We start from the raw sequence: 21,345 nt of genomic DNA on the forward strand, positions 1-21,345 counted from the left end.
GATTTCGCCCATGTGTGGACGCTATGCCCTGTTTCGCTGGTCCCAGAGCTTCGCCGGCCTGCCGGGCTTCCCCCCGGGCCAGCAGGCCCAATGGAACATCGCCCCCGGCGCCTCGGTACTGATTCAGCGCCAGCTCGAAGGCCAACTGCAACTGGCCAGCGCTCGCTGGGGATTGACCCCGGCCTGGCTCACCGACCTTTCCCGCACACCGGCACAGGCCCGTGCCGAAACCCTCGCCGAGCAGCCGATGTTCCGCGAGCCCCTGCGCCAGCGGCGCTGCCTGATGCCCGCCAACGGTTTCTACGAGTGGCGCGGCACGGCGCGCAAGCGTCCGTACTGGGTGACCCCGGGAGAGGGTGCCTCGCTGTTCTTCGCCGCGCTGTGGGAGGTCTACCCGGTGCAGGAACAGCAATGGCTGAGCTGCGCGGTGGTGACGCAGGCGGCGGTGAACCAGCGTCGGCCACTGATCCTGGACGAGGCCGAGCAGGTGCTATGGCTGGACCCCGCAACACCGATGGCGAAATTGCATGAGTTGCTGGCCAAGCCGCCGACGGTGCTGCGTGAGCGGGCGCTGGCGAACTTCGTCAACGATCCGAAGCTCAATGGGCCGGAGTGCCTGACTCCCGCCTGACGGCGCAAGCGGCAAGTGGTGAGTTGCAAGCGGCAAGTCAAAGCGGTTCGCGCTCGGCTTTGACTTGTCGCTATCCACTTGCGACTTGAAGCGTCAGACCCTGAATTGATTGATCAGGCGCCGCTGCTGCTCGGCCAGCTTGGTCAGCTCGGCGCTGGCCTGGCTCGACTCGTCGGCGCCGCCCGCCACTTCGCCGGCCACCTGGCCGATGTTGATCACGTTGCGGTTGATGTCCTCGGCCACCGCGCTCTGTTCCTCGGCAGCACTGGCGATCTGCGTGTTCATGTCGTTGATCACCGACACCGCCTGAGTGATGCTCGCCAGCGATTCGGCCGCGCGGCTGGCCTGCTGCACACTGATGTCGGTCTTGCCCTGGCTGTCTTCCATCACCTTGACCACTTCGCGGGTGCCCAATTGCAGCTGCTGGATCATCTGCTGGATTTCCTGGGTGGCTTGCTGGGTCTTCTGCGCCAGGTTGCGCACCTCGTCGGCGACCACCGCGAAACCTCGACCCTGCTCGCCGGCCCGGGCCGCCTCGATGGCGGCGTTGAGCGCCAGCAGGTTGGTCTGCTCGGCGATGGCGCGGATGGTCACCAGGATGGCGTTGATGTTCTCGCTGTCGCGGGCCAGGTCCTGGACCACGGTCACGGCGCGACCGATCTCGGCGGCCAGTTCGCTGATCGAGTGCGACGTATCGCGGACGATGTCCAAGCCCTGGTTGGCGGCGCGGTCGGCTTCACTGGCGGCCTGGGCCGCTTGCGTGGCGTTGCGCGCCACGTCCTGGGCGGTAGCGGTCATTTCATGCACGGCGGTGGCCACTTGGTCGATTTCCGCCATTTGCTTATGCACGCCCTGGTTGGTTCGGATGGCGATGTCGGCGGTGTGCTCGGACGAGTCGCTGACCTTCTGCACCGAACCTACCACCTGGCTGATCATGGCCTGCAACTTGGCCAGGAAGGTATTGAAGCCCTTGGCGATGGCCCCCAGCTCGTCGCTGCGGTCGCTGTGCAGGCGACGGGTCAGGTCGCCTTCGCCCTGGGCGATGTCGTCGAGCATCGCCACCATCTGCTTGAGCGGGCGGGCGATGCCCAGGGCCAGCAGCCAGATGACCAGCAGGCCAAGGGCGGCGATGCCGAGGCCGACGAGGGTCATGCCGGTGATATCGGTGTTGCGCTGCTCGGCCAGGTCCTTCTGCAACTGGTTGACTTCGGCCATCACGGCGCTCAGCGGCAATTCCAGCAGCAGTGTCCAGCGGGCCTCGGTGTTGGCGACCTTGAACGGCAGGTACAGCTCGATGCGATCCTTGCCGGCGTCCACTTCGTAGTGCAGGGTTTCGCCGCTCAGGTTCTTGAGGGTGCCGGCTACTTCGCTGTCCAGTACATCGCTGGCCTTTTCGCCGAATTTCGCAGGGTCGCGGGTATAGGCCACCAGGCGGCCGTTGCTGGAGACCAGTGCCAGCTCGCCGGCGCCGTCGTACAGCTGGCGATCGGCGGCATTGAGCAGATCCTGAATGAAGTTCACCGACAGGTCGGCACCGGCCATGCCCTGGAACTGGCCATCGACCATGATCGGTTCGACGAACGACGCCAGCATGACCATCTTGTCGCCCACTTTATAAGGAGCAGGGTCGATCACGCAGGCCTTCTTCGACTCCTTGGGGCACAGGTAGTACTCGCTGGCGCGCACGCCGGTGGCGAGCACCGTGCGGTCGTCGACATCGGCCAGCTTGTCCTGGCCAAGGCTGCCGTCGCCATTGCGGAACCACCAGGGTAGGAAGCGACCGCTGGCACTGTCGATACCCACCAGGCTGCTGCCGACATAACGGGCATCGGCGTGGTCGAGGGCGTTCGGCTCCCAGCCAAGGTAAGCGCCGAGCACGCTCGGGTTGACCTCCACGGTGCGCTTGAGTTGGTTGATCAGGTGTTCGCGGTCGACCCGCATCAGCGCTTGGCCGTCGCTTCCCTGCATGCCGAGCATGGCGTTGCCGGTGGCCAGGCTGCGGGCGATCGACAGCGGGGCTTCGAGGCCGCGCTGGATCTCGCTGACCTGGGTGCGGGCCAGGGCGGTGAGGCGCTGCTCGATGACGTTTTCGAACTGTTGCTGGGTGCGCTGTTGCACCAGGGCTTGGGTGCGTTGCCCGGAGTAGACGGCGTACAGCACCAGGGCCGCGACAATGCTCAGCACGATGGCACCGGCCAGGGCGGCCACGGAAAACTGGATCGACTTGAACTTCATGGCAAAGCTCCGCGCGCAAGGAGGTCGTTACCGAGTGTTATCGGCGGGCTAATACCAAAGCATGAGGGCCTTGTCAGAAATCTTACCTGCGGCTCTGGCAGGGGCGGGCGTCTGGGCCTAGGATACGCGGCACGTAAAAAGGGAGTGTTTTCATGCGTAAGTCATTCGTTGTCAGCATGCTGACGGTCGGCGTCCTGCTCGGCGGCTGCCAGGCGGTCAATACCACCAGTGGTGGTGCCGTGGGCGTGCAGCGCCAGCAATACATGTTCAGCATGCTTTCGACCGATGAGGTCAACAAGATGTACGCCCAGTCCTACCAGCAGACCCTCGGCGAGGCGTCGAGCAAGGGCGTGCTGGACAAGAGCAGCAATGATGCCAAGCGCGTGCAGGCCATCGCCAAGCGCCTGATCGCCCAGGCGCCACAGTTCCGGCCGGATGCCGCGCAGTGGAACTGGGAAGTCAACGTGATCAAGAGCGACGAGCTCAACGCCAACTGCGGTCCGGGTGGCAAGATCATCGTCTACACCGGCCTGATCGATCAGCTCCAGCTGACCGACGCCGAGATCGCCGCGGTAGTGGGGCACGAGATCGCCCACGCCCTGCGCGAGCACAGCCGTGAAGCGATGTCCAAGGCCTACGGTGTGGAAATGGCCCGCCAGGGCGCCGGCGCGATCTTTGGCCTGGGGCAGGACAGCATGGCCATGGCCGATACCGTGGTGAACTACGCCATGACCCTGCCCAACAGCCGTTCCAACGAGAACGAAGCCGACCTGATCGGCCTCGAACTGTCGGCCCGTGCCGGCTATGACCCGAACGCCGCGATCACCCTGTGGAACAAGATGAGCAAGGCGTCCGAAGGCGCGCCGCCAGAGTTCATGAGCACCCACCCGGCTTCGAGCAGCCGTATCGCCTCGTTGCAGGCGGCGATTCCGAAGGTGATGCCGCTGTATCAGGCGGCCAAGAAGTAAAAGCAGCTTCAAGCTTCAAGCTTCAAGCTTCAAGCTTCAAGCGGCAAGTAAGGACGCATCTGCTCTTTCTTGCCGCTTGTAGCTTGCCACTTGCCGCTGCGTCACCCTATCCAGCCACTGGTCTTCATCGCCGAATACACCGCGACGATGGCCAGCACGATAAACGCGGTCGCCGCCAGGCGACGGATCAGCGTCAGCGGCAGTTTCTCCGCCGCGAAGTTGCCCGCCAGCACCACCGGCACGTTGGCGATCAGCATGCCCAGGGTGGTGCCGATGATCACCATGATCAGGTGCGGATACTGGGCGGCCAGCATCACCGTGGCCACCTGGGTCTTGTCGCCGATTTCCGCCAGGAAGAATGCGATCAGCGTGGTCACGAATGGCCCGAACCGTCGTGCGTTGCTGGTTTCTTCATCGTCCATCTTGTCCGGCACAAGGGTCCACAACGCGGTGGCGGTGAAGCTCGCGGCGAGGATCCAGTGCAGTACCGACTCGGTGAAGAAACTGCTGACCCAGGCCCCGACCGCGCCGGCGGCGGCATGGTTGGCCAGTGTCGCGGCGACGATCCCGGCAATGATTGGCCAAGGTTTGCGGAAGCGGGCGGCGAGAATGAGCGCGAGCAGCTGCGTCTTGTCGCCGATTTCGGCAAGCGCGACGATCGCGGTAGGGACGAGCAATGATTCCAGCATCAGGATTCCTACGGGGGCGGGTCGACACGGCTATGACACGTACGACCTTCCCGCCCCGGGTAAGGTGTGCGTGTCATAGGTCTTGTCAAACCCTGGATCTGTCTGCGCAGATCGTGGGTCGCACGCGCCATGGCCTGTGGGCCAAGTGTGTTGACGCGTACCGGGCGAGCAGGGTGCTCGCGGGAGACTACTCCCCTAGGACGGAGCGGATTCTGCCTAGGCGAATCGCTTTCGGCAAGCCCTGTTTTTATCCATGTGTTGCGCGGTAGATGCGAAAACCTTGCGCTTCGGCACGTATCTCACAGTTGCCCAGCGCGCCTTCGATGAGCGGCTGGTAACGTAGGAAACTGTTGGCAACCAAGCGGATTTCGCCACCTTTTCGCAGACTTTCTCTGGATTTTTTCAGCAGATTTTCCGAAGCGTGGTAGTCGGTGTGTACCCCGGTATGGAACGGAGGATTGCTCAGGATGACATCCAGGCCGGTAGGGGCGGCATCGATCCCGTCACCGCTGATCACCTCGCCTTCCAGACCATTGGCGGCCAGGGTCAGGCGACTGGCCGCAACCGCGAAGGCGTCGACATCGAGCAAGGTGACATGGCTCTGCGGATAGCGACGCTTGATCGTGGCACCGAGCACCCCGGCACCGCAGCCGAAGTCCAGGACATGACCGCTCGGCAGGCCGTCGAGGTGTTCCAGGAGCAGGGCCGTGCCTTTGTCCAGACGCCCGTGGCTGAACACGCCGGGGAGGCTGATCACCTGCAGCGGGCCATCTTCGAGCTGCAGGTCGAAGCGTTCGGCCAGGCTTTCCAGCGGCTTGGCTTCGGGCGCGTGGTCCACGGTCACCTGCCATAGCTGGCAGTGGCGGGCGCTGTCGAGCTTGCGCGGCCTGCCGAAGGCCTGCAACTGCTTGGCCGCGCCTTCGATGCCGCCGCGCTTCTCCCCCACCAGGTACAGCTCGCGACCTGCAAGGCGCGAGGCCAGGGCGTTGAGCAGGTAGGCAGCCAGCTCGCGAGACTTGGGCAAGAACAGCACGGCACTGGCAAAGGCGACCTCAGGTACGTCGACACCATAGTGGCTGCGCCCGGGGAAGCGGCTTTCGAGCACCGCCTGATCGCCGGCGTGCCAGGTCCAGCCGTGGGCATCGGGCAACTGGCCGAGCAGGCCATCGGCCTGGGCACCGGCGATCAGCAGCGGGCCTTGGAACAGCTCTGGCTGGCGGAGCAATACTTCACTGCGCGGGTCCATGGACGACGCCTCCTGAAAAAGTGGCGCAGTGTACCAGAGGCGGCTCAGCCGACCACGCGCCGCGGCTGCCCGGCGAAGTAGGCCAGGGCGTTTTCGGCCAGTTGCCCGACGATGCGCTGGCGCGACTCCACCGCGCCCCAGGCGCTGTGCGGGGTGATGAGCAGGCGGGGGATGTCCGGCGCCAGCAGCGGGTTGCCATCGACCGGTGGTTCGACGCTCAGCACATCGGTAGCTGCGCCACCCAAGTGGCCAACGCGCAGCGCGTCGGCCAGGGCCTGCTCGTCGATCAACCCGCCGCGGGCGGTATTGACCACCAGTGCGCCGGGCTTGAGCAGCGCCAGCTCGCGGGCACCGATCATGTGCCGGGTCTGCTCGTTGAGCGGGCAATGCAGGGTCAGGGCATCGACCTGTGGCAGCAATTCGTGCAGTGGCAGGCGATCGGCCCGGGGCGGTCGACCGGGGATCTGCCCGCTCAGCACGCGCATGCCGAAGGCTTCGGCCAGGCGCGCCACCGCGCCGCCAAGCTCGCCATGGCCGAGCAGGCCGAGGGTCTTGCCTTCCAACTCGACTATAGGGAAGTCCAGCAGGCAGAACTGGCTGGCCTTGGCCCATTGCCCGGCCTTCACCGCCTGGTCGTAGTCGCACAGGCGCGTGGCCAGGGCCAGCAGCAGGGCCAGGGTGTGCTGGGCCACCGAAGGCGTGCCGTAGCCCTGGCAGTTGCTCACGGTGATGCCCTGGGCACGGGCGGCGGCCAGGTCGACATTGTTGGTGCCGGTGGCGGCCACCAGGATCAGCTTGAGTTGCGGGTTGGCGGCCAGCGTGGCGGCATCGAGCAGCACTTTGTTGCTGATGACGGCCACGGCACCTTGCAGACGTTCGGCGACCTGCTCCGGGCGGGTCGTGGCATGCAGTTGCAACGTGTCGAACTGGGCATGCAAGGGCGAAAGGTCGAGGTCACCCAGGTCCAGTGACTGGTGATCGAGAAACACGGCGCGACGTGGGCTGGACATCAGGGGCTCCGGTGGCAGGGCAGGATGGGGTCGGCGCAGTGTCCGGCCCGGCGGCGCCGCTCGTCAATGGTAGCGCCTGCGCTCATACCTGCACGGCACAAATCATTCCTTCGGCTGATTTGACCGGTGCGTCACCGAACTACAGTTGATCTCTGAACTGTCCTGCCCGCTTTGAAGAAAAGGGATACCCATGCTGCAGACACGCATCATCAAGCCCGCCGAGGGCGCCTACCAGTACCCACTGTTGATCAAGCGCCTGCTGATGTCCGGCAGCCGCTACGAAAAGACCCGCGAGATCGTCTACCGCGACCAGATCCGCCTCACCTACCCGCAACTGAACGAGCGCATCGCCCGCCTGGCCAACGTATTGACCGAGGCTGGGGTGAAGGCCGGCGACACCGTGGCGGTGATGGACTGGGACAGCCACCGCTACCTGGAGTGCATGTTCGCCATCCCGATGATCGGTGCCGTGGTGCATACCATCAACGTGCGCCTGTCGCCGGAGCAGATCCTTTACACCATGAACCACGCCGAAGACCGGTTCGTGCTGGTCAACAGTGATTTCATCGGCCTGTACCAGGCTATCGCCGGGCAGCTAACCACGGTGCAAGGTACCGTTTTGCTGACCGACGGGCCGGACAAGTCTGCCGATCTGCCGGGCCTGCAGGGCGAGTACGAGCAACTGCTGGCCGCGGCGAGCGCGCATTATGACTTCCCCGATTTCGATGAAAACTCGGTGGCCACCACCTTCTACACCACCGGCACCACGGGCAACCCCAAAGGGGTGTATTTCACCCATCGCCAGCTGGTGCTGCACACGCTGGCCGAAACCTCGGTACTCGGCAGCCTGGACAGCGTGAGGCTGCTGAGCAGTAACGATGTCTACATGCCGATCACGCCGATGTTCCATGTGCATGCCTGGGGCATCCCCTACGCGGCGACCATGATGGGGATCAAGCAGGTCTACCCGGGGCGCTACGAGCCGGACATGCTGATCAGGCTGTGGCGCGAGGAGAAGGTGACGTTCTCCCACTGCGTGCCGACCATCCTGCAGATGCTGCTCAACTGCCCGTCGGCAGCCGGTCAGGATTTCGGCGGCTGGAAGATCATCATCGGCGGCAGCGCGCTCAATCGCGCCCTGTACCAGGCCGCACTGGCCCGTGGTATCCAGCTCACCGCCGCCTACGGCATGTCCGAAACCTGCCCGCTGATCAGCGCCGCGCACCTGAATGACGAGTTGCAGGCCGGCAGCGAGGATGAGCGTACCAGCTACCGGATCAAGGCTGGCGTGCCGGTGCCCTTGGTCGAGGCCGCCATCGTCGACGGTAATGGCAATTTCCTTCCCGCCGATGGCGAAACCCAGGGCGAGCTGGTACTGCGCGCGCCCTGGTTGACCATGGGTTATTTCCGGGAACCGGAGAAGGGCGAAGAACTCTGGCAGGGCGGCTGGCTGCACACCGGCGATGTCGCCACGCTCGATGGCATGGGCTTCATCGACATCCGCGACCGCATCAAGGATGTGATCAAGACCGGTGGCGAATGGATCTCCTCGCTCGACCTGGAAGACCTGGTCAGCCGCCATCCGGCGGTCCGCGAGGTCGCGGTGGTCGGGGTGCCCGATCCGCAGTGGGGCGAGCGCCCGTTCGCGTTGCTGGTGGTGCGCGAGGGGCAGAGTATCGATGCACGTGCGCTCAAGGAGCACCTCAAGCCTTTCGTCGAGCAGGGGCACATCAACAAGTGGGCGATTCCCAGCCAGATCGCCCTTGTTACTGAAATTCCCAAGACCAGCGTCGGCAAGCTCGACAAGAAGCGCATCCGCGTGGACATCAGCCAGTGGCAGGCCAGTAACAGCGCTTTCCTTTCCACTCTGTAACCCAGGCGCGGGTCGTGCTTCTTTCAGCGCGACCCCGCAGACTAGACAGTATGCCGCCTTGTCAAACAGCAGAATTGAGCCATGCTTGAGCACTGCCAGCGCGCAGGCCGGCCGATCGGGGTGGGCCGCAAGCAGGACGCGCAAATCACACTTTAGAGGGATCAAGCACCTGTGACCGCTGGCTATAGTCGGGTCAGGGGATTTTCAGGAATGGGGGAGGGCGCCGCACGGCAACGCGCGGCGTCACGGGCAGGAGCCTGCTTCACCAGGCGCTCGAGCCGTTTCTGAAAGGACTCACTGCCATAACAAAAAAGTACATGGAGTAGCGTCGATGACATCTGCAAACCCGTTCTGGCGCCGGGCGAAACTGCCCCTGGCCGTCAGCCTCGCTTCCACGCTCGCAAGTCCCGCTTTCGCGGTCAGCTTCAACATCGGTGAAATCGAAGGCCAGTTCGACTCGTCGCTCTCCGTTGGCGCCAGTTGGTCGACGGCCAATCCCAACAAGAACCTCATCGGGGTCAACAACGGTGGTAACGGCCTGTCGCAGACCTCCGACGACGGCCACCTGAACTTCAAGAAAGGCGAAACCTTCTCGAAGATCTTCAAGGGTATCCACGACCTGGAGCTCAAGTACGGCGACACCGGCGTGTTCGTCCGTGGCAAGTACTGGTATGACTTCGAGCTCAAGGATGAAAACCGCGAGTTTAAGGACATCAGCGACTCCAACCGCAAGGAGGGCGCTAAATCCTCGGGCGCGGAGCTGCTCGACGCCTTTGTCTATCACAACTACTCCATCGCCGATCTGCCGGGTTCGGTGCGCCTGGGCAAGCAGGTAGTGAGTTGGGGGGAGAGCACCTTCATCGGCGGCGGTATCAACTCGATCAACCCGATTGACGTGTCCGCGTTCCGCCGTCCGGGTTCCGAGATCAAGGAAGGCCTGATCCCGGTCAACATGTTCTATGTCTCCCAGAGCCTGACCGACAACCTGTCGGCCGAGGCCTTCTATCAGATCGAATGGGACCAGACGGTTGTCGACAACTGCGGCACCTTCTTCTCCCAACCTGACATCATCGCCGATGGCTGTACCGACAACCTGCGTGTGCTGAACAGCAGCCGTACCCTCAATGCCTTGCCGGCAGTAGCGCGGGGTGTGCTGGCCGCCAACGGTGTCAATTACAACGAGGAAGGCGTGCTGGTTCGCCGTGGCGCTGACCGTGATGCCCGTGACAGTGGCCAGTGGGGCGTCGCGTTCCGCTACATGTACGAGCCGCTGGATACCGAATTCGGCGCCTACTTCATGAACTACCACAGTCGCGCACCGATCTTCAGTGCCACCGGTGCCTCGCGTGCGACCTTTGCCCGCGCAGCGGCCCTGCCACCGGCATTGCAAGCACTTGCGCCGCTGATCGTGGCGGGTAACTCGCAGTACTTCGTCGAGTATCCGGAAGACATCCGTCTCTACGGGCTCAGCTTCTCCACCACCTTGCCTACCGGCACCGCCTGGAGCGGCGAGATCAGCTACCGCCCCAACGCGCCTGTGCAGTTGAACAGTACGGACATCCTGTTTGCCGGTGTCAAGCCGCTGGGCGGTCCGTTGTTCGGCAATGCTTCAGTACTCAACGGCCAGCCAGGGGAAGACCTTCACGGTTACAAACGCAAGGAGATCACCCAGTTCCAGACCACTTTCACTCACTTCTTCGATCAGGTCATGGGTGCCAGCCGCATGACACTTGTCGGTGAAGTCGGCGTCACCCATGTGGGTGGTCTGGAGAGCCGTGACAAGGCCCGCTATGGCCGCGACCCGGTCTATGGTCCAGGTGATCTGCCAGGCAATGCCTGCCGTCTGCTCAATAACAGCACCATCGGTGGTTCAGGCCTGGGCAGTTCTACCGCCAACCTGACCCGCAACTGCGAGGGTGACGGTTTCACCACCAGCACCTCCTGGGGTTACCGCGCACGCGCCATCTGGGACTACAACGATGTCTTCGCCGGCATCAACCTCAAGCCCAGCGTGGCCTGGTCCCACGACGTCTCGGGTTACTCCCCGGGCCCTGGCGGCAACTTCGAGGAAGGTCGCAAGGCGGTCAGCCTGGGCCTGGACGCCGAATACCAGAACACCTACACGGCGAGCCTGTCGTACACCAACTTCTTCGATGGCAAGTACACCACCGTGGATGACCGCGACTTCGTCGCGCTCAGCTTCGGCGTGAACTTCTAAGAACATTGATCCAGGACGACAAAGAATGAAAATGACCACACGTCTGCTGCAAGCCGGTGTACTGGGCATGTCCCTGCTGGCAACCAGCGTCATGGCTGCGGTTTCCGCTGACGAGGCCGCCAAGCTGGGCGCGTCGCTCACCCCGATGGGCGCCGAGAAGGCCGGTAACGCCGATGGTTCCATCGGCCCGTGGGAGCCGCTGTCCAAGAGCGCCGGCAGTGCCGACTCCAAGGGCTTCCTCTCCGATCCTTACGCCAGCGAAAAACCGTTGTTCACCATCACCGCGCAGAACGTCGACCAGTACAAGGACAAGCTTTCGCCTGGCCAAGTGGCGATGTTCAAGCGTTACCCGGATAGCTACAAGATTCCGGTGTACAAGACCCACCGCGGTTCCACGGTGCCGGACGATGTCTTCGCCGCCATCAAGGAAAACGCCACCAAGACCACCCTGGTTGCCGGTGGCAACGGCCTGGAGAACTTCAAGACCGCCGTGCCGTTCCCGATTCCCAAGGATGGCCTGGAGGTGATCTGGAACCACATCACCCGCTACCGTGGCGGCAGCGTGACCCGCCTGGTCACCCAGGCCACCCCGCAGCAGAACGGCTCCTACAGCCTGGTGTACTTCCAGGACCAGTTCGTCTTCCGCGACAAGATGAAGGACTATGATCCGGCCAACCCCGGCAACATCCTGTTCTACTTCAAGCAGGAAGTGACCGCTCCGGCGCGTCTTGCCGGGACCGTGCTGCTGGTCCACGAAACCCTCGACCAGGTCAAGGAACCGCGCAAGGCGTGGATCTACAACGCCGGCCAGCGCCGTGTGCGTCAGGCGCCGCAAGTGTCGTATGACGGCCCGGGTACCGCCGCCGACGGCCTGCGCACCTCCGACAACCTGGACATGTACAACGGCGCGCCAGACCGTTACGACTGGAAGCTCGAAGGCAAGAAGGAGATGTACATCGCCTCCAACGCTTACAAGCTGGACGATCCCAAGCTCAAGTACAGCGACATCGTCAAGGCTGGGCACATCAACCAGGACCTGTCGCGTTACGAGCTGCGTCGTGTCTGGCACGTGGTCGCCACGCTCAAGCCGGGCCAGCGCCATATCTATGCCAAGCGTGACTTCTATATCGACGAGGACACCTGGCAGGCCGCGGTGATCGACCAGTATGACGGTCGCAACCAGCTGTGGCGCGTTTCCGAGGCTCACGCCCAGCCGTACTACAACGTGCAGGTACCGTGGTACACCCTGGAAGCCATCTACGACCTGCAGTCGGGTCGCTACCTGGCGCTGGGCATGAAGAACGAAGAGAAAAGTGCCTACAACTTCGGCTTCAGCGCCAGCAAGGCTGACTTCCAGCCAGCGGCATTGCGCCAGGCGGGTGTGCGTTGAGTCGTTAAGCGCAAACTTCGTTTGATCTCCCAGAACGCCCCGGCTTGCCGGGGCGTTTCTGTTTTCGTGGGAGAGGGACAGGGCGATCGGCCAGAATTGTTTCTTGTCATGTCTTTTTGAGGCAAAGCGCCTGCATCATCTTCAAATGCGCAGCGTTTGCCGCTAGTCTCGCAACAAACCGTACCGCCGCCATATTCCAATCAGAACGAGCCGGCCATGACAGACTTGTCCCGTACGCATGGAGTCGCCAGCCAGGCCTTGGGCCTGTTGGACGGGCGCTTCTTCCGGCCACCGCTGCCGGAGGCGCACGTGCCCAGGGCACGCCTGTGCCAGCGCCTGCAGATTGGCCTGGCGGGGCGCCTGCTGCTGGTCAACGCGCCTGCAGGGTTCGGTAAGAGCTCGCTCGCCATCGAGTTCTGTCAGGAGCTGCCTAGCCATTGGCGCAGCCTCTGGCTCGGGTTGAGTCAGCGCGATGCCGACCCTGGCCGCTTTCTCGAGCGCTTGCTCGAAGGGCTGCAGCAGTTCTGCCCGGCGCTCGGCGGGCAGGCCATGGGCCTGTTGAAGATGCGCCAGCGTCATCAGCCCTTCGCCTTCGAGGAATGGCTCGATGGGCTGCTCGATGAGCTCGCGCTCTATCTGCAGCCGGACACACCCCTGCTGCTGGTCCTGGATGACTACCATCTGGCCCAGGGGCCGGTGCTCGATCGATGTTTGCAGTTCTTCCTCAATCACCTGCCTGCCGGGCTGGTCCTGCTGGTCACCAGCCGTCAGCGGCCCGACTGGCACCTGGCACGTTTGCGCCTGTCGCGCCAGCTGGTCGAGCTCAACGAGCAGGACTTGCGCCTGACTGCCGATGAAGCGTTGGCGGTGATCGGTCGTCAGCCCACCGGTCTGCGCGGCCAGGCCCTGGACAACCTGATCCAGCGCAGCGACGGCTGGGTGGCTGGGCTGCGCTTCTGGCAGCTGGCGGCCAGCGAATCCGGCGATGACAACGCCTTGCCCCAAGCACTGCATGGCGGCGAGGGATTGATTCGCGATTATCTGCTCGAAGAGGTGATCGAGATCCTGCCGGCGCCTGTGCAGGCGTTTCTCTACGACACCGCCTGCCAGGAGCGTTTCTGCGCCGAACTGTGCGATGCCCTGCGCGAGCGGCACGACAGTGCCGAGATCCTGCGCTACCTGCAGGCCCACCAGGTGTTCCTGGTGCCGCTGGATGAGCATGGGCTGTGGTTCCGCTATCACCATCTGTTTTCCGACCTGTTGCGCAGCCGGCAAGCCAGTGGCCCCCAGGCGGGATTGCACTTGCGTGCCTGCCGCTGGTTCGAAGGGCAGGGCCTGCTGGACGAAGCGGTGGAGCAGGCCCTGCGGGCCGGCCATCTCGATGTGGCGGCGGACCTGGTACAGAGCCTGTCGGAGGAGCAACTGCTCGCCGAGCAAAATGTCGGCATGCTGCTGCGTTGGAAAATGGATTTGCCCGACAGCCTGCTGATCAGCACGCCCAGGTTGATTGTCCTGTACAGCTGGGCCCTGGGGCTTGCCTGCCAGTTGGACGCCGCCGAGGAACTGGCGGCCTACTTGAGCCGTTTCCTGCCCGCGCCTTCGGCCACGGCGCAAAAATCGATGCTCGCCCAGTGGCTTGCCCTGAGCGGGGTCATCGCCCGCGGCCGTGGTGATCGCGAGCGAACCCTCGCCTATTGTGGCGAGGCGCTGCAGAGCTTGCCGAGCAAACGTTATGGGCAGCGCCTGGTGTGCCTGTCGACCTTGTCGAACCTGGCCATCGCCGATGGCGATTTCTGGCGGGCGCGGGGCTGGAACCGTGAGGCGCTCGAGCTGGCGCAACGGGTCGGCAATCCGCTGTTCGAGGCATTGGCCCATTACGACCGGGCGCGGGTGCTGCACGCTCGAGGCGAGATACTGCGGGCACTGGATGAAGTGCGCCAGGGGCTGCAACGGTTGCAGGGCCTGTCGGGGCAACGCCTGTATGCAGTGCGCGCCCGTCTTACCTTGTACGAGGGGTATCTGTTGGCTACCCGCCTGCACTGTGCCCCGGGCCGTGCGCGGTTGCGCGCCGGGCTCAGCGAGGCGCGGAGCTGTCGCGATATCAGTGTCCTGATCGGGCACTGCGTCATCGCTTCGCTCGACGGGCGTGAAGGGCGGTTTGCCGAGGCATTTTCCGAGCTGGCCGAGGCCGAGCGGTTGATGCATATCTGGGATGTGCCGCCGATTTTCTACCTGGCCATGATTACCCTGGTGAAATGCGAGCTGTGGCTGGCCCAGGGCCGCACGGACCTGGCGGAGTCCTGGCTGCTGCGTCTGGGGCAGACCTACGGTGGCGAGCAGCCTGCCGCCGCGCCGGAGTTCCACCCCTTGTTGCCGTTGCACATCGAGTTGCAGCAAGCGTTGCTGGAGCGGGTGCTGGCCCGTGTCGACGATGCCGAAGCGAGGCTGCGCAAGCTGATCGAGCGCGGGCAGGCCAGCGGTGGCATGACGCTGATGGTCAGCGCGCAATGCCAGTTGATCGCATTGCTGTTGGCCCAGGGGCGTGAGCCCGAGGCGGCCAAGCTGCTTGCCCAGGCACTGGAAGCCGCGCAGGGCGGTACCTTGCAGGCATTCCAGCGCTTGATCGAGGAGCAGCCGCAATGGCTGCGTGAGCAGTTGGCCGGCCGTGCCGCCTGTCCCCTGCAGCGCGATCTGCTGACGTACCTGCCGGAAACCCTCGTCGCCAGCACTTGCGCCACCGAGGCCCTGAGCAGCCGCGAGTTCGCCGTGCTGGAACTTATCGCCCAGGGTTGTTCGAACCAGCAGATCAGCGAGCGGCTGTTCATTTCCCTGCATACGGTCAAGACCCACGCCAGCCATATCAACAGCAAGCTGGGCGTGGAGCGGCGTACCCAGGCGGTGGCCAGGGCCAAGTCTCTGGGATTGCTGGTCTAGTGTGCGGCAGGGGCGGCCGTTAAGATAGCGGCACAAGGCTATCGCCGTTCCGCGCTCATCTTTCCCGATCCGCTGCCGATACACTTTTCGGCGATACGCATCGCCGTGCGCCACTTCCCACTTCTTCCAATACAGGTCGTGTTGATGCTGCAGTACGGGCAAAAAAGCTTTCTGATCGTCGACGACTTTACCGACTTCCGCACCTCGACCCGCTCGATGCTTCGCGAGCTGGGCGTACGCGACGTTGACACCGCCGACAGTGGCGAACAGGCGCTGCGCATGTGCGGGCAGAAACGCTACGACTTCATCCTCCAGGATTTCCACCTGGGCGATGGCAAGAAGAATGGCCAACAGGTGCTCGAGGACCTGATTCTCGACAAGCTCATCAGCCATGAATGCGTGTTCATCATGGTCACCGCCGAGAGCAGTCAGGCCATCGTGCTCAGCGCCATCGAGCACGAGCCCGACGCCTACCTGACCAAGCCCTTCAACCGCGTAGGCCTGGCCCAGCGTCTCGAGAAGCTGACCCAGCGCAAGACCTTGCTCAAGCCCATCCTCCAGGCCCTGGATCGCAGCCGCCCGGCCGAGGTGCTCGCTGCCTGCGCCGAGCTGTGCAAGAAAGACCCGCGGTTCGCCCCGTTGTGCCTGCGCTATCGTGCCGATGCCCTGCGCGACCTCAATCGCTTCGAAGAGCTGGAGAAGTTCCTCAAGAACATCCTGGCCAGCCGCCCGCAACCCTGGGCTTACGCGGCGCTAGGCAGCCTGTTGCACAAGCGTGGCCAGAACGCCCAGGCCCAGGGCGTCTACGAGCAGGCCCTCAAGGCCTTCCCGATCATGCCCAACCTGTACGATGGCATGGCCGACGTGCTGGTGGCCCAGGGCGAAACCAAGCGCGCCCAGCACATGCTCGAAGAGGCTGTACGTCTGTCGCCGCTCGCGGTGCGCCGCCAGGCTGCGCTGGGCAAGCTGGCGCTGGACAACGCCGACTTCGAAAGCGCGTCCAAGGCCTATCGCCATGCGGTCAACCAGGGGCAAAGCTCGCGCTACAAGGACGCCGAAAGCAATCTCGGCCTGGTCCAGGCGCTGATGAGCAAGAACACCGGCAACGGTCTCGATGCGCGCACCCGGGTGGAAATCAACACCGTGCTCAGCGAGGTGGCCAAGGAGAACGTCGAGGACCAGGGCCTGCAGGTGCGTGCCCGCCTGATGAAGGCTGCCAGCCTGCAGCAGGCCGGTGACCCGGATACCGCTGCCAAGCTCACCGAGCAGGCGATGCTGCGCCTGGAAAAGATGGATCAGTTCTTCTCCGTCGAGGCGGCGCTGACAGTGGCCAAGCAGTTGCAGCAACTCGGTCAGGACGCGGCAGGCACCTCTATCCTCAAGGGCTGCGTGGAAACCTACGGTGACGACCCCAAGGTCATGCAGAGCGTCGCCAAGCTCACCGACGACCCGCTGGTGCTGGGGGCGGTGACCGAAGCCGTGGACCTCAACCGCCAGGGCGTGCGCAGCTACCAGGGGGGCCAGCTCAACGAGGCGCTGGGCATGTTCCGCAAGGCGCTGTCGCTGCAGCCGAAGAACATCAGCATTGCCCTGAACACCGCCCAGGCGCTGCTGCGCATCGGCGGCGAGACGCCGCCGCCGGCGTTGATGCAGGAGTGCCGCGACTGCCTTACCAGCGTGGCCGGCATTCCCGCCAGCGACAGCCGCTATGACCGTTACCGCAAACTGCACATCCGGGTCTTTGGCGCATGAACCAGGATAACCAGGGGCTGGATTTTTCCACGGTGATCGCCTCCACCGTGCATGACCTGAAGAACTCCCTCTCGGCGCTGACCCACGCCCACAATCAATGGCTGGCGCGCCTCCCTGAAGAGCTGCGCGGCGGAACCGAGCAGGGCGTGGTGGAGCATGAACTCAGCCATCTGAACGGCATGCTCGTGCAGTTGCTGGGGCTCTACAAACTGGGCGTCAACCAGTTGCCCATCTGCCCGGGCTATCACGAGCTGGACGACTTCATCGAGGCCCAACTGGCGACCCAGGAAGACGTGATCAAGCACCGCGATATCCTGGCTACCTGGCGCATCGAGACCGAAAGCCCGTTGGGGTTCTTCGACCGTGAACTGGTCGCCTCGGTAGTGACCAATGTGCTCACCAACGCCATCCGCTATGCCGGCCACGCCTTGTTGATCAGCATCGAGGAAGAGGGCGAGCAGCTGGTGATCAGCGTCAACGACGATGGTGCTGGCTATCCACAGCGCATGCTCGAACGCCAGCATGACTACGTGCAGGGTATCGATTCGCAGAGTGGCAGTACCGGATTGGGGCTGTATTTCGCGGCGCGGATTGCCGCGTTGCACGAGCGCAATGGCGTGCGCGGGCGGATCGAGATCGCCAATGGCGGGACGCTGGGGGGCGGGTTGTTCCGGTTGTATCTGCCTTGATTTGGTGAGAGGCAAGCTGGACCATGGTCATATTCGCTCTCTCTATCGACTGTACCGAGTTCCAGAACAATGAACCCATTGCCCGTTAGCCTAATCCGCGAAACCTTCCCCGTCGGCCCCTTGCAGTGCAACTGCACCCTGATCGGCGACCCGGTCAGCAAGCACGCCATCGTCGTCGATCCGGGCGGGGACGAGCAGAAGATTCTCGCCCGCCTGCAACACCATGGCCTGACCCTGGTGAGCATCATTCACACCCACGCGCACTTCGACCATTTCCTCGCCTCGGGCAGGCTCAAGGAGCTGACCGGCGCCACGCTGCACCTGCACAAGGCCGACCAACCGCTGTGGGAGAGCCTGGAAATGCAGTGCCAGATGTTCGGCGTGCCCTACACGCCGGTGCCATCGCCGGACCGCTGGCTGAGCGACGACGAGGAGCTGGCCTGCGGCTGCGGCGTGGCGTTGCACACGCCGGGGCATACGCCAGGCTCGATGAGCTTCTGGTTCGCCGAGCACAAGTTGCTGATCGCCGGCGATACCTTGTTCCGCCGTGGTGTCGGGCGTACCGATTTGTGGGGAGGCGATCAGCGGGCTATCGTTCGTTCCATCAAGGAACGCCTGTACCGCCTGGATGAGGACGCCACCGTGGTGACCGGTCATGGCCCGGACACCCGCCTCGGCGACGAGATGCGCGAGAACCCCTTCGTGCGTGCCTGAGGTTTCATGGAATTTTTCCGCAGCGCTGCAATCCAAGGCTGGCATAGATCCGTAGGCGATCCGCTGCACTTTTGAATTTCAGTAGGAGCTTGTCCATGTTCACCATGCGTCGTCTGATTATCGTCGCTACCGCCGCCGCCCTGATGTCTGGTTGTGCCAGCCCCAACCCGTATGACAGCCAGGGCCAGGCGCAGGGCTCCACAGGGATGAGCAAGACCGCCAAGTACGGTGGCCTGGGCGCGCTGGCCGGTGCCATCGCTGGAGCCGCCATCGACCACAACAACCGCGGCAAGGGTGCGCTGATCGGCGCCGCCGCGGTGGGCGCCGCAGCGGCCGGTTACGGTTACTACGCCGATAAGCAGGAAGCCGAGCTGCGGGCGCAGATGGCCAATACCGGCGTCGAAGTGCAGCGCCAGGGCGACCAGATCAAGCTGATCATGCCGGGTAACATCACCTTCGCCACCGATTCGGCGAATATCTCTCCAAGTTTCTACTCGCCGCTGAACAACCTGGCCAACTCGTTCAAGCAGTTCAACCAGAACACTATCGAAGTGGTGGGCTTCACCGACAGCACCGGCAGCCGTCAGCACAACATGGACCTCTCGCAGCGCCGTGCCCAGGCGGTCAGCACCTACCTGACCTCCCAGGGCGTGGATTCGTCGCGGGTCAGCGTGCGCGGCATGGGCCCGGACCAGCCGATCGCCAGCAACGCCGATGCCAATGGTCGTGCGCAGAACCGTCGGGTCGAGGTCAACCTGAAGCCGATCCCGGGCCAGCAGTATGACCAGCAGGGAACCGTACAACAGTACCCTTAAGCCGCCTGGTTGCAATCGATCGCGGGACAAGCCCGCTTCCACACTATTCATTCATGGCGTGGGAGAGGGCTTGTCCCGCGATGCTTTCTAGCGCTCGGTACTGGCCTGAATCGCCGTCAACGCGATGGTATGCACGATATCGTCCACCTGCGCCCCGCGCGGTAGGTCGTTGACCGGCTTGCGCAGCCCTTGCAGCATCGGCCCGAGGCTGACGCAATCGGCGCTGCGCTGTACCGCCTTGTGCGTGGTGTTGCCGGTGTTGAGGTCGGGGAATACGAACACCGTGGCGCGTCCGGCTACCGAGCTCGACGGCGCCAGCTGTCGGGCGATCTCGGGGTTGGCGGCGGCGTCGTACTGCAACGGGCCGTCGATCAGCAGGTCGTGCTCGGCCTGCTGCGCCAGGCGCGTGGCCTCGCGGACCTTCTCCACCTCTTCGTCGCTGGCCGCCGAGTCGCTGGAGTAGCTGAGCATCGCCACCCGTGGCGCGATGCCGAACGATTCGGCCGACTCGGCGCTCTGCCGGGCGATCTCCGCCAGTTCGGCGGCGCTGGGGTGCGGGTTCATCACGCAGTCGCCATAGACCAGCACCTGGTCGGGGAACAGCATGAAGAACACCGAGGACACCAGGCTGCTGCCCGGCGCGGTCTTGATCAGTTGCAAGGCCGGCCGGATGGTGTTGGCGGTGGAATGCACCAGGCCCGAGACCAGGCCGTCGACTTCACCGAGTGCCAGCATCATGGTACCGATCACCACCGGGTCTTCCAGTTGCTGCTCGGCCATCGGCGCGTTGAGGTTCTTGCTCTTGCGCAGGTTCACCATGGGTTCGACATAGCGACCACGGATCACCTCGGGGTCGAGCACCTCCAGGTCCGGCGGCAAGGTGATGCCCTGGGCGCGGGCCACGGCTTGCACTTCCTCGGGCTTGGCCAGCAGCACGCAACGGGCGATGCCCCGGGCCTGGCACAAGGCCGCGGCCTGCACCAGCAAGGGCTCGGCGCCCTCGGGCAGAACGATGCGCTTGTTGGCCTGCTGGGCGCGCTGGATCAACTGGTAGCGGAACACCGCCGGTGACAGGCGCAGCTCGCGTGGCGTGCCGCAGCGCTGGTGCAGCCAGGCAGCGTCCAGGTGGCTGGCGACGAAGTCGGTGATGAACTCGGCGCGCTCGCGGTCGTCCACCGGGATCTCGCGGTTCAGCGAGTTGAGCTGGTTGGCGGTGTCGTAGGAGCCGGTGCTCACCGACAGGATCGGCAGGCCGGCCTGCAGGGCGCCGCGGCACAACTCGAGGATGCGTGGGTCGGGCTTGCTGTCGCTGGTCAGCAGCAGGCCGGCCAGGGGCACGCCGTTGATCGCCGCCATGCACACGGCGAGGATGATGTCGTCGCGGTCGCCCGGCGTCACCACCAGGGTGCCGGAGGTCAGCAGCGGCACGGTGTTGGCCACGGTGCGGGCGCAGATGATGATCTTGCTCATGCGACGCTGGTCGTAGTCGCCGGGGTTGAGCACCTGGGCGCCGAGCAGCTCGGCCACGTCGCGGGTGCGCGGGGCGTTGAGCTCGGCCTGGTAGGGGATGCAGCCGAGCAGGCGGAAGTCGTTGCCGCGCAGCAGCGGCGAGTGCTCGCGCAGGCGCGTGGCGAAATCGGCCATGCTTTCGTCGGTGCGCACCTTGTTGAGGATCACCCCCAGCACCTTCGGGTCGCGCGGGCCGCCGAACAGCTGGGCCTGCAGTTCGACACGGCCGGACAGCTCGCTGAGCACCTCGTTTTCCGGCGCCGACACCAGGATCACCTCGGCGTCCAGGCTCTTGGCCAGGTGCAGGTTGACCCTGGCGGCATAGCTGGCGTGGCGGGTCGGCACCATGCCCTCGACCACCACCACGTCCTTGCCGACGCAGGCCTGCTGGTACAGGCGGATGATCTGCTCGAGCAGTTCGTCGAGCTGGCCATCACCAAGCATGCGCTCGACATGGCCCAGGCTCAGGGGCGTCGGCGGCTTGATGCCATGGGTGCGGGCGACCAGTTCGCTGGAGCGCTCCGGGCCGGTGTCGCCGGGGTGCGGCTGGGCGATCGGCTTGAAGAAGCCGACCTTGAGCCCGGCGCGCTCCAGGGTGCGCACCAGGCCCAGGCTGATGGAGGTCAGGCCGACACCGAAGTCGGTCGGCGCGATGAAAAATGTCTGCATGCG

General features: G+C 64.2%; 15 protein-coding genes and 1 riboswitch. Of the genes, 10 read left to right on the forward strand and 5 right to left on the reverse strand.

The features are described from left to right. Positions 1 to 10: 10 nt before the first annotated feature. Entirely contained in the window at positions 11 to 631 is a 621-nt protein-coding gene (locus KSS90_RS04545; RefSeq protein WP_217868377.1) for an SOS response-associated peptidase, read from the forward strand. A 93-nt stretch (positions 632 to 724) separates the two neighbouring features. Here KSS90_RS04545 and KSS90_RS04550 read toward each other — a convergent pair whose 3' ends face one another. Next, positions 725 to 2,866, reverse strand: a complete 2,142-nt coding sequence (locus tag KSS90_RS04550; protein WP_217868378.1) for a methyl-accepting chemotaxis protein — start codon at positions 2,864 to 2,866, stop codon at positions 725 to 727. A gap of 152 nt (positions 2,867 to 3,018) precedes the next feature. Between KSS90_RS04550 and KSS90_RS04555 the strand changes: the two genes are divergently transcribed. Then, complete coding sequence (locus KSS90_RS04555; RefSeq protein ID WP_046857116.1) at positions 3,019 to 3,834, forward strand: M48 family metallopeptidase; 816 nt, start codon at positions 3,019 to 3,021, stop codon at positions 3,832 to 3,834. Positions 3,835 to 3,935: 101 nt separating this feature from the next. Here KSS90_RS04555 and KSS90_RS04560 read toward each other — a convergent pair whose 3' ends face one another. From KSS90_RS04560 to KSS90_RS04570, 3 genes are all read right to left on the reverse strand, one after another. Beyond that, a complete protein-coding gene (locus KSS90_RS04560; RefSeq protein WP_172670939.1) occupies positions 3,936 to 4,520 on the reverse strand; it encodes a TMEM165/GDT1 family protein in 585 nt (194 codons plus the stop codon). A 90-nt stretch (positions 4,521 to 4,610) separates the two neighbouring features. Further along, positions 4,611 to 4,732, reverse strand: a riboswitch (yybP-ykoY riboswitch). A 38-nt stretch (positions 4,733 to 4,770) separates the two neighbouring features. Further along, positions 4,771 to 5,769, reverse strand: a complete 999-nt coding sequence (locus tag KSS90_RS04565) for a methyltransferase (protein ID WP_217868379.1) — start codon at positions 5,767 to 5,769, stop codon at positions 4,771 to 4,773. 44 nt (positions 5,770 to 5,813) lie between these two features. Next, positions 5,814 to 6,779: a 2-hydroxyacid dehydrogenase gene (locus KSS90_RS04570; protein ID WP_217868380.1), complete on the reverse strand. Its 966-nt coding sequence runs from the start codon at positions 6,777 to 6,779 to the stop codon at positions 5,814 to 5,816. Between the two features lie 190 nt (positions 6,780 to 6,969). Here KSS90_RS04570 and KSS90_RS04575 point away from each other — a divergent pair, with 190 nt between their 5' ends. From KSS90_RS04575 to KSS90_RS04610, 8 genes are all read left to right on the forward strand, one after another. Further along, positions 6,970 to 8,652, forward strand: a complete 1,683-nt coding sequence (locus KSS90_RS04575) for a fatty acid--CoA ligase (RefSeq protein ID WP_217868381.1) — start codon at positions 6,970 to 6,972, stop codon at positions 8,650 to 8,652. A gap of 331 nt (positions 8,653 to 8,983) precedes the next feature. Continuing rightward, positions 8,984 to 10,870, forward strand: a complete 1,887-nt coding sequence (locus KSS90_RS04580; protein WP_217868382.1) for a DUF1302 domain-containing protein — start codon at positions 8,984 to 8,986, stop codon at positions 10,868 to 10,870. Positions 10,871 to 10,895: 25 nt separating this feature from the next. Further along, complete coding sequence (locus KSS90_RS04585; protein ID WP_217868383.1) at positions 10,896 to 12,260, forward strand: DUF1329 domain-containing protein; 1,365 nt, start codon at positions 10,896 to 10,898, stop codon at positions 12,258 to 12,260. Between the two features lie 216 nt (positions 12,261 to 12,476). Next, positions 12,477 to 15,194: a winged helix-turn-helix domain-containing protein gene (locus tag KSS90_RS04590; protein WP_217868384.1), complete on the forward strand. Its 2,718-nt coding sequence runs from the start codon at positions 12,477 to 12,479 to the stop codon at positions 15,192 to 15,194. Between the two features lie 144 nt (positions 15,195 to 15,338). Next, positions 15,339 to 16,946 carry a tetratricopeptide repeat-containing response regulator gene (locus KSS90_RS04595; RefSeq protein ID WP_217868385.1) on the forward strand — a complete coding sequence of 536 codons (1,608 nt, stop codon included), beginning with the start codon at positions 15,339 to 15,341 and terminating at the stop codon, positions 16,944 to 16,946. Then, a complete protein-coding gene (locus tag KSS90_RS04600; protein ID WP_217868386.1) occupies positions 16,943 to 17,635 on the forward strand; it encodes a sensor histidine kinase in 693 nt (230 codons plus the stop codon). The genes KSS90_RS04595 and KSS90_RS04600 overlap by 4 nt, the downstream gene beginning before the upstream one ends. Before the next feature lie 69 nt (positions 17,636 to 17,704). Next, on the forward strand, positions 17,705 to 18,349 hold the full coding sequence (locus KSS90_RS04605; RefSeq protein WP_217868387.1) for an MBL fold metallo-hydrolase: 645 nt from the start codon (positions 17,705 to 17,707) through the stop codon (positions 18,347 to 18,349). Positions 18,350 to 18,444: 95 nt separating this feature from the next. Continuing rightward, entirely contained in the window at positions 18,445 to 19,164 is a 720-nt protein-coding gene (locus KSS90_RS04610) for a YiaD family glycine zipper/OmpA-like lipoprotein (protein WP_217868388.1), read from the forward strand. 87 nt (positions 19,165 to 19,251) lie between these two features. On the opposite strand, the gene pta is transcribed toward KSS90_RS04610, so the two are convergent. Continuing rightward, positions 19,252 to 21,342 (reverse strand): phosphate acetyltransferase, encoded by a 2,091-nt coding sequence (pta, locus tag KSS90_RS04615; protein ID WP_217868389.1) that lies wholly within the window; start codon positions 21,340 to 21,342, stop codon positions 19,252 to 19,254. Positions 21,343 to 21,345: the final 3 nt, after the last annotated feature.

Origin of the sequence: Pseudomonas maumuensis (genome assembly GCF_019139675.1) — a bacterium.
In the GTDB taxonomy this organism is placed as follows: Bacteria; Pseudomonadota; Gammaproteobacteria; order Pseudomonadales; family Pseudomonadaceae; genus Aquipseudomonas; species Aquipseudomonas maumuensis.

What these genes read in the sequence shown, in the direction of transcription:
- KSS90_RS04550 (WP_217868378.1), bottom strand. Translation starts at nt 2,866, where the DNA reads ATGAAGTTCAAGTCGATCCAGTTTTCCGTGGCCGCCCTGGCCGGTGCC.
- KSS90_RS04565 (WP_217868379.1), bottom strand. Translation starts at nt 5,769, where the DNA reads ATGGACCCGCGCAGTGAAGTATTGCTCCGCCAGCCAGAGCTGTTCCAA.
- KSS90_RS04585 (WP_217868383.1), top strand. Translation starts at nt 10,896, where the DNA reads ATGAAAATGACCACACGTCTGCTGCAAGCCGGTGTACTGGGCATGTCC.
- KSS90_RS04555 (WP_046857116.1), top strand. Translation starts at nt 3,019, where the DNA reads ATGCGTAAGTCATTCGTTGTCAGCATGCTGACGGTCGGCGTCCTGCTC.
- KSS90_RS04545 (WP_217868377.1), top strand. Translation starts at nt 11, where the DNA reads ATGTGTGGACGCTATGCCCTGTTTCGCTGGTCCCAGAGCTTCGCCGGC.
- KSS90_RS04600 (WP_217868386.1), top strand. Translation starts at nt 16,943, where the DNA reads ATGAACCAGGATAACCAGGGGCTGGATTTTTCCACGGTGATCGCCTCC.
- KSS90_RS04605 (WP_217868387.1), top strand. Translation starts at nt 17,705, where the DNA reads ATGAACCCATTGCCCGTTAGCCTAATCCGCGAAACCTTCCCCGTCGGC.
- KSS90_RS04610 (WP_217868388.1), top strand. Translation starts at nt 18,445, where the DNA reads ATGTTCACCATGCGTCGTCTGATTATCGTCGCTACCGCCGCCGCCCTG.
- KSS90_RS04570 (WP_217868380.1), bottom strand. Translation starts at nt 6,779, where the DNA reads ATGTCCAGCCCACGTCGCGCCGTGTTTCTCGATCACCAGTCACTGGAC.
- pta (WP_217868389.1), bottom strand. Translation starts at nt 21,342, where the DNA reads ATGCAGACATTTTTCATCGCGCCGACCGACTTCGGTGTCGGCCTGACC.
- KSS90_RS04590 (WP_217868384.1), top strand. Translation starts at nt 12,477, where the DNA reads ATGACAGACTTGTCCCGTACGCATGGAGTCGCCAGCCAGGCCTTGGGC.
- KSS90_RS04580 (WP_217868382.1), top strand. Translation starts at nt 8,984, where the DNA reads ATGACATCTGCAAACCCGTTCTGGCGCCGGGCGAAACTGCCCCTGGCC.
- KSS90_RS04595 (WP_217868385.1), top strand. Translation starts at nt 15,339, where the DNA reads ATGCTGCAGTACGGGCAAAAAAGCTTTCTGATCGTCGACGACTTTACC.
- KSS90_RS04575 (WP_217868381.1), top strand. Translation starts at nt 6,970, where the DNA reads ATGCTGCAGACACGCATCATCAAGCCCGCCGAGGGCGCCTACCAGTAC.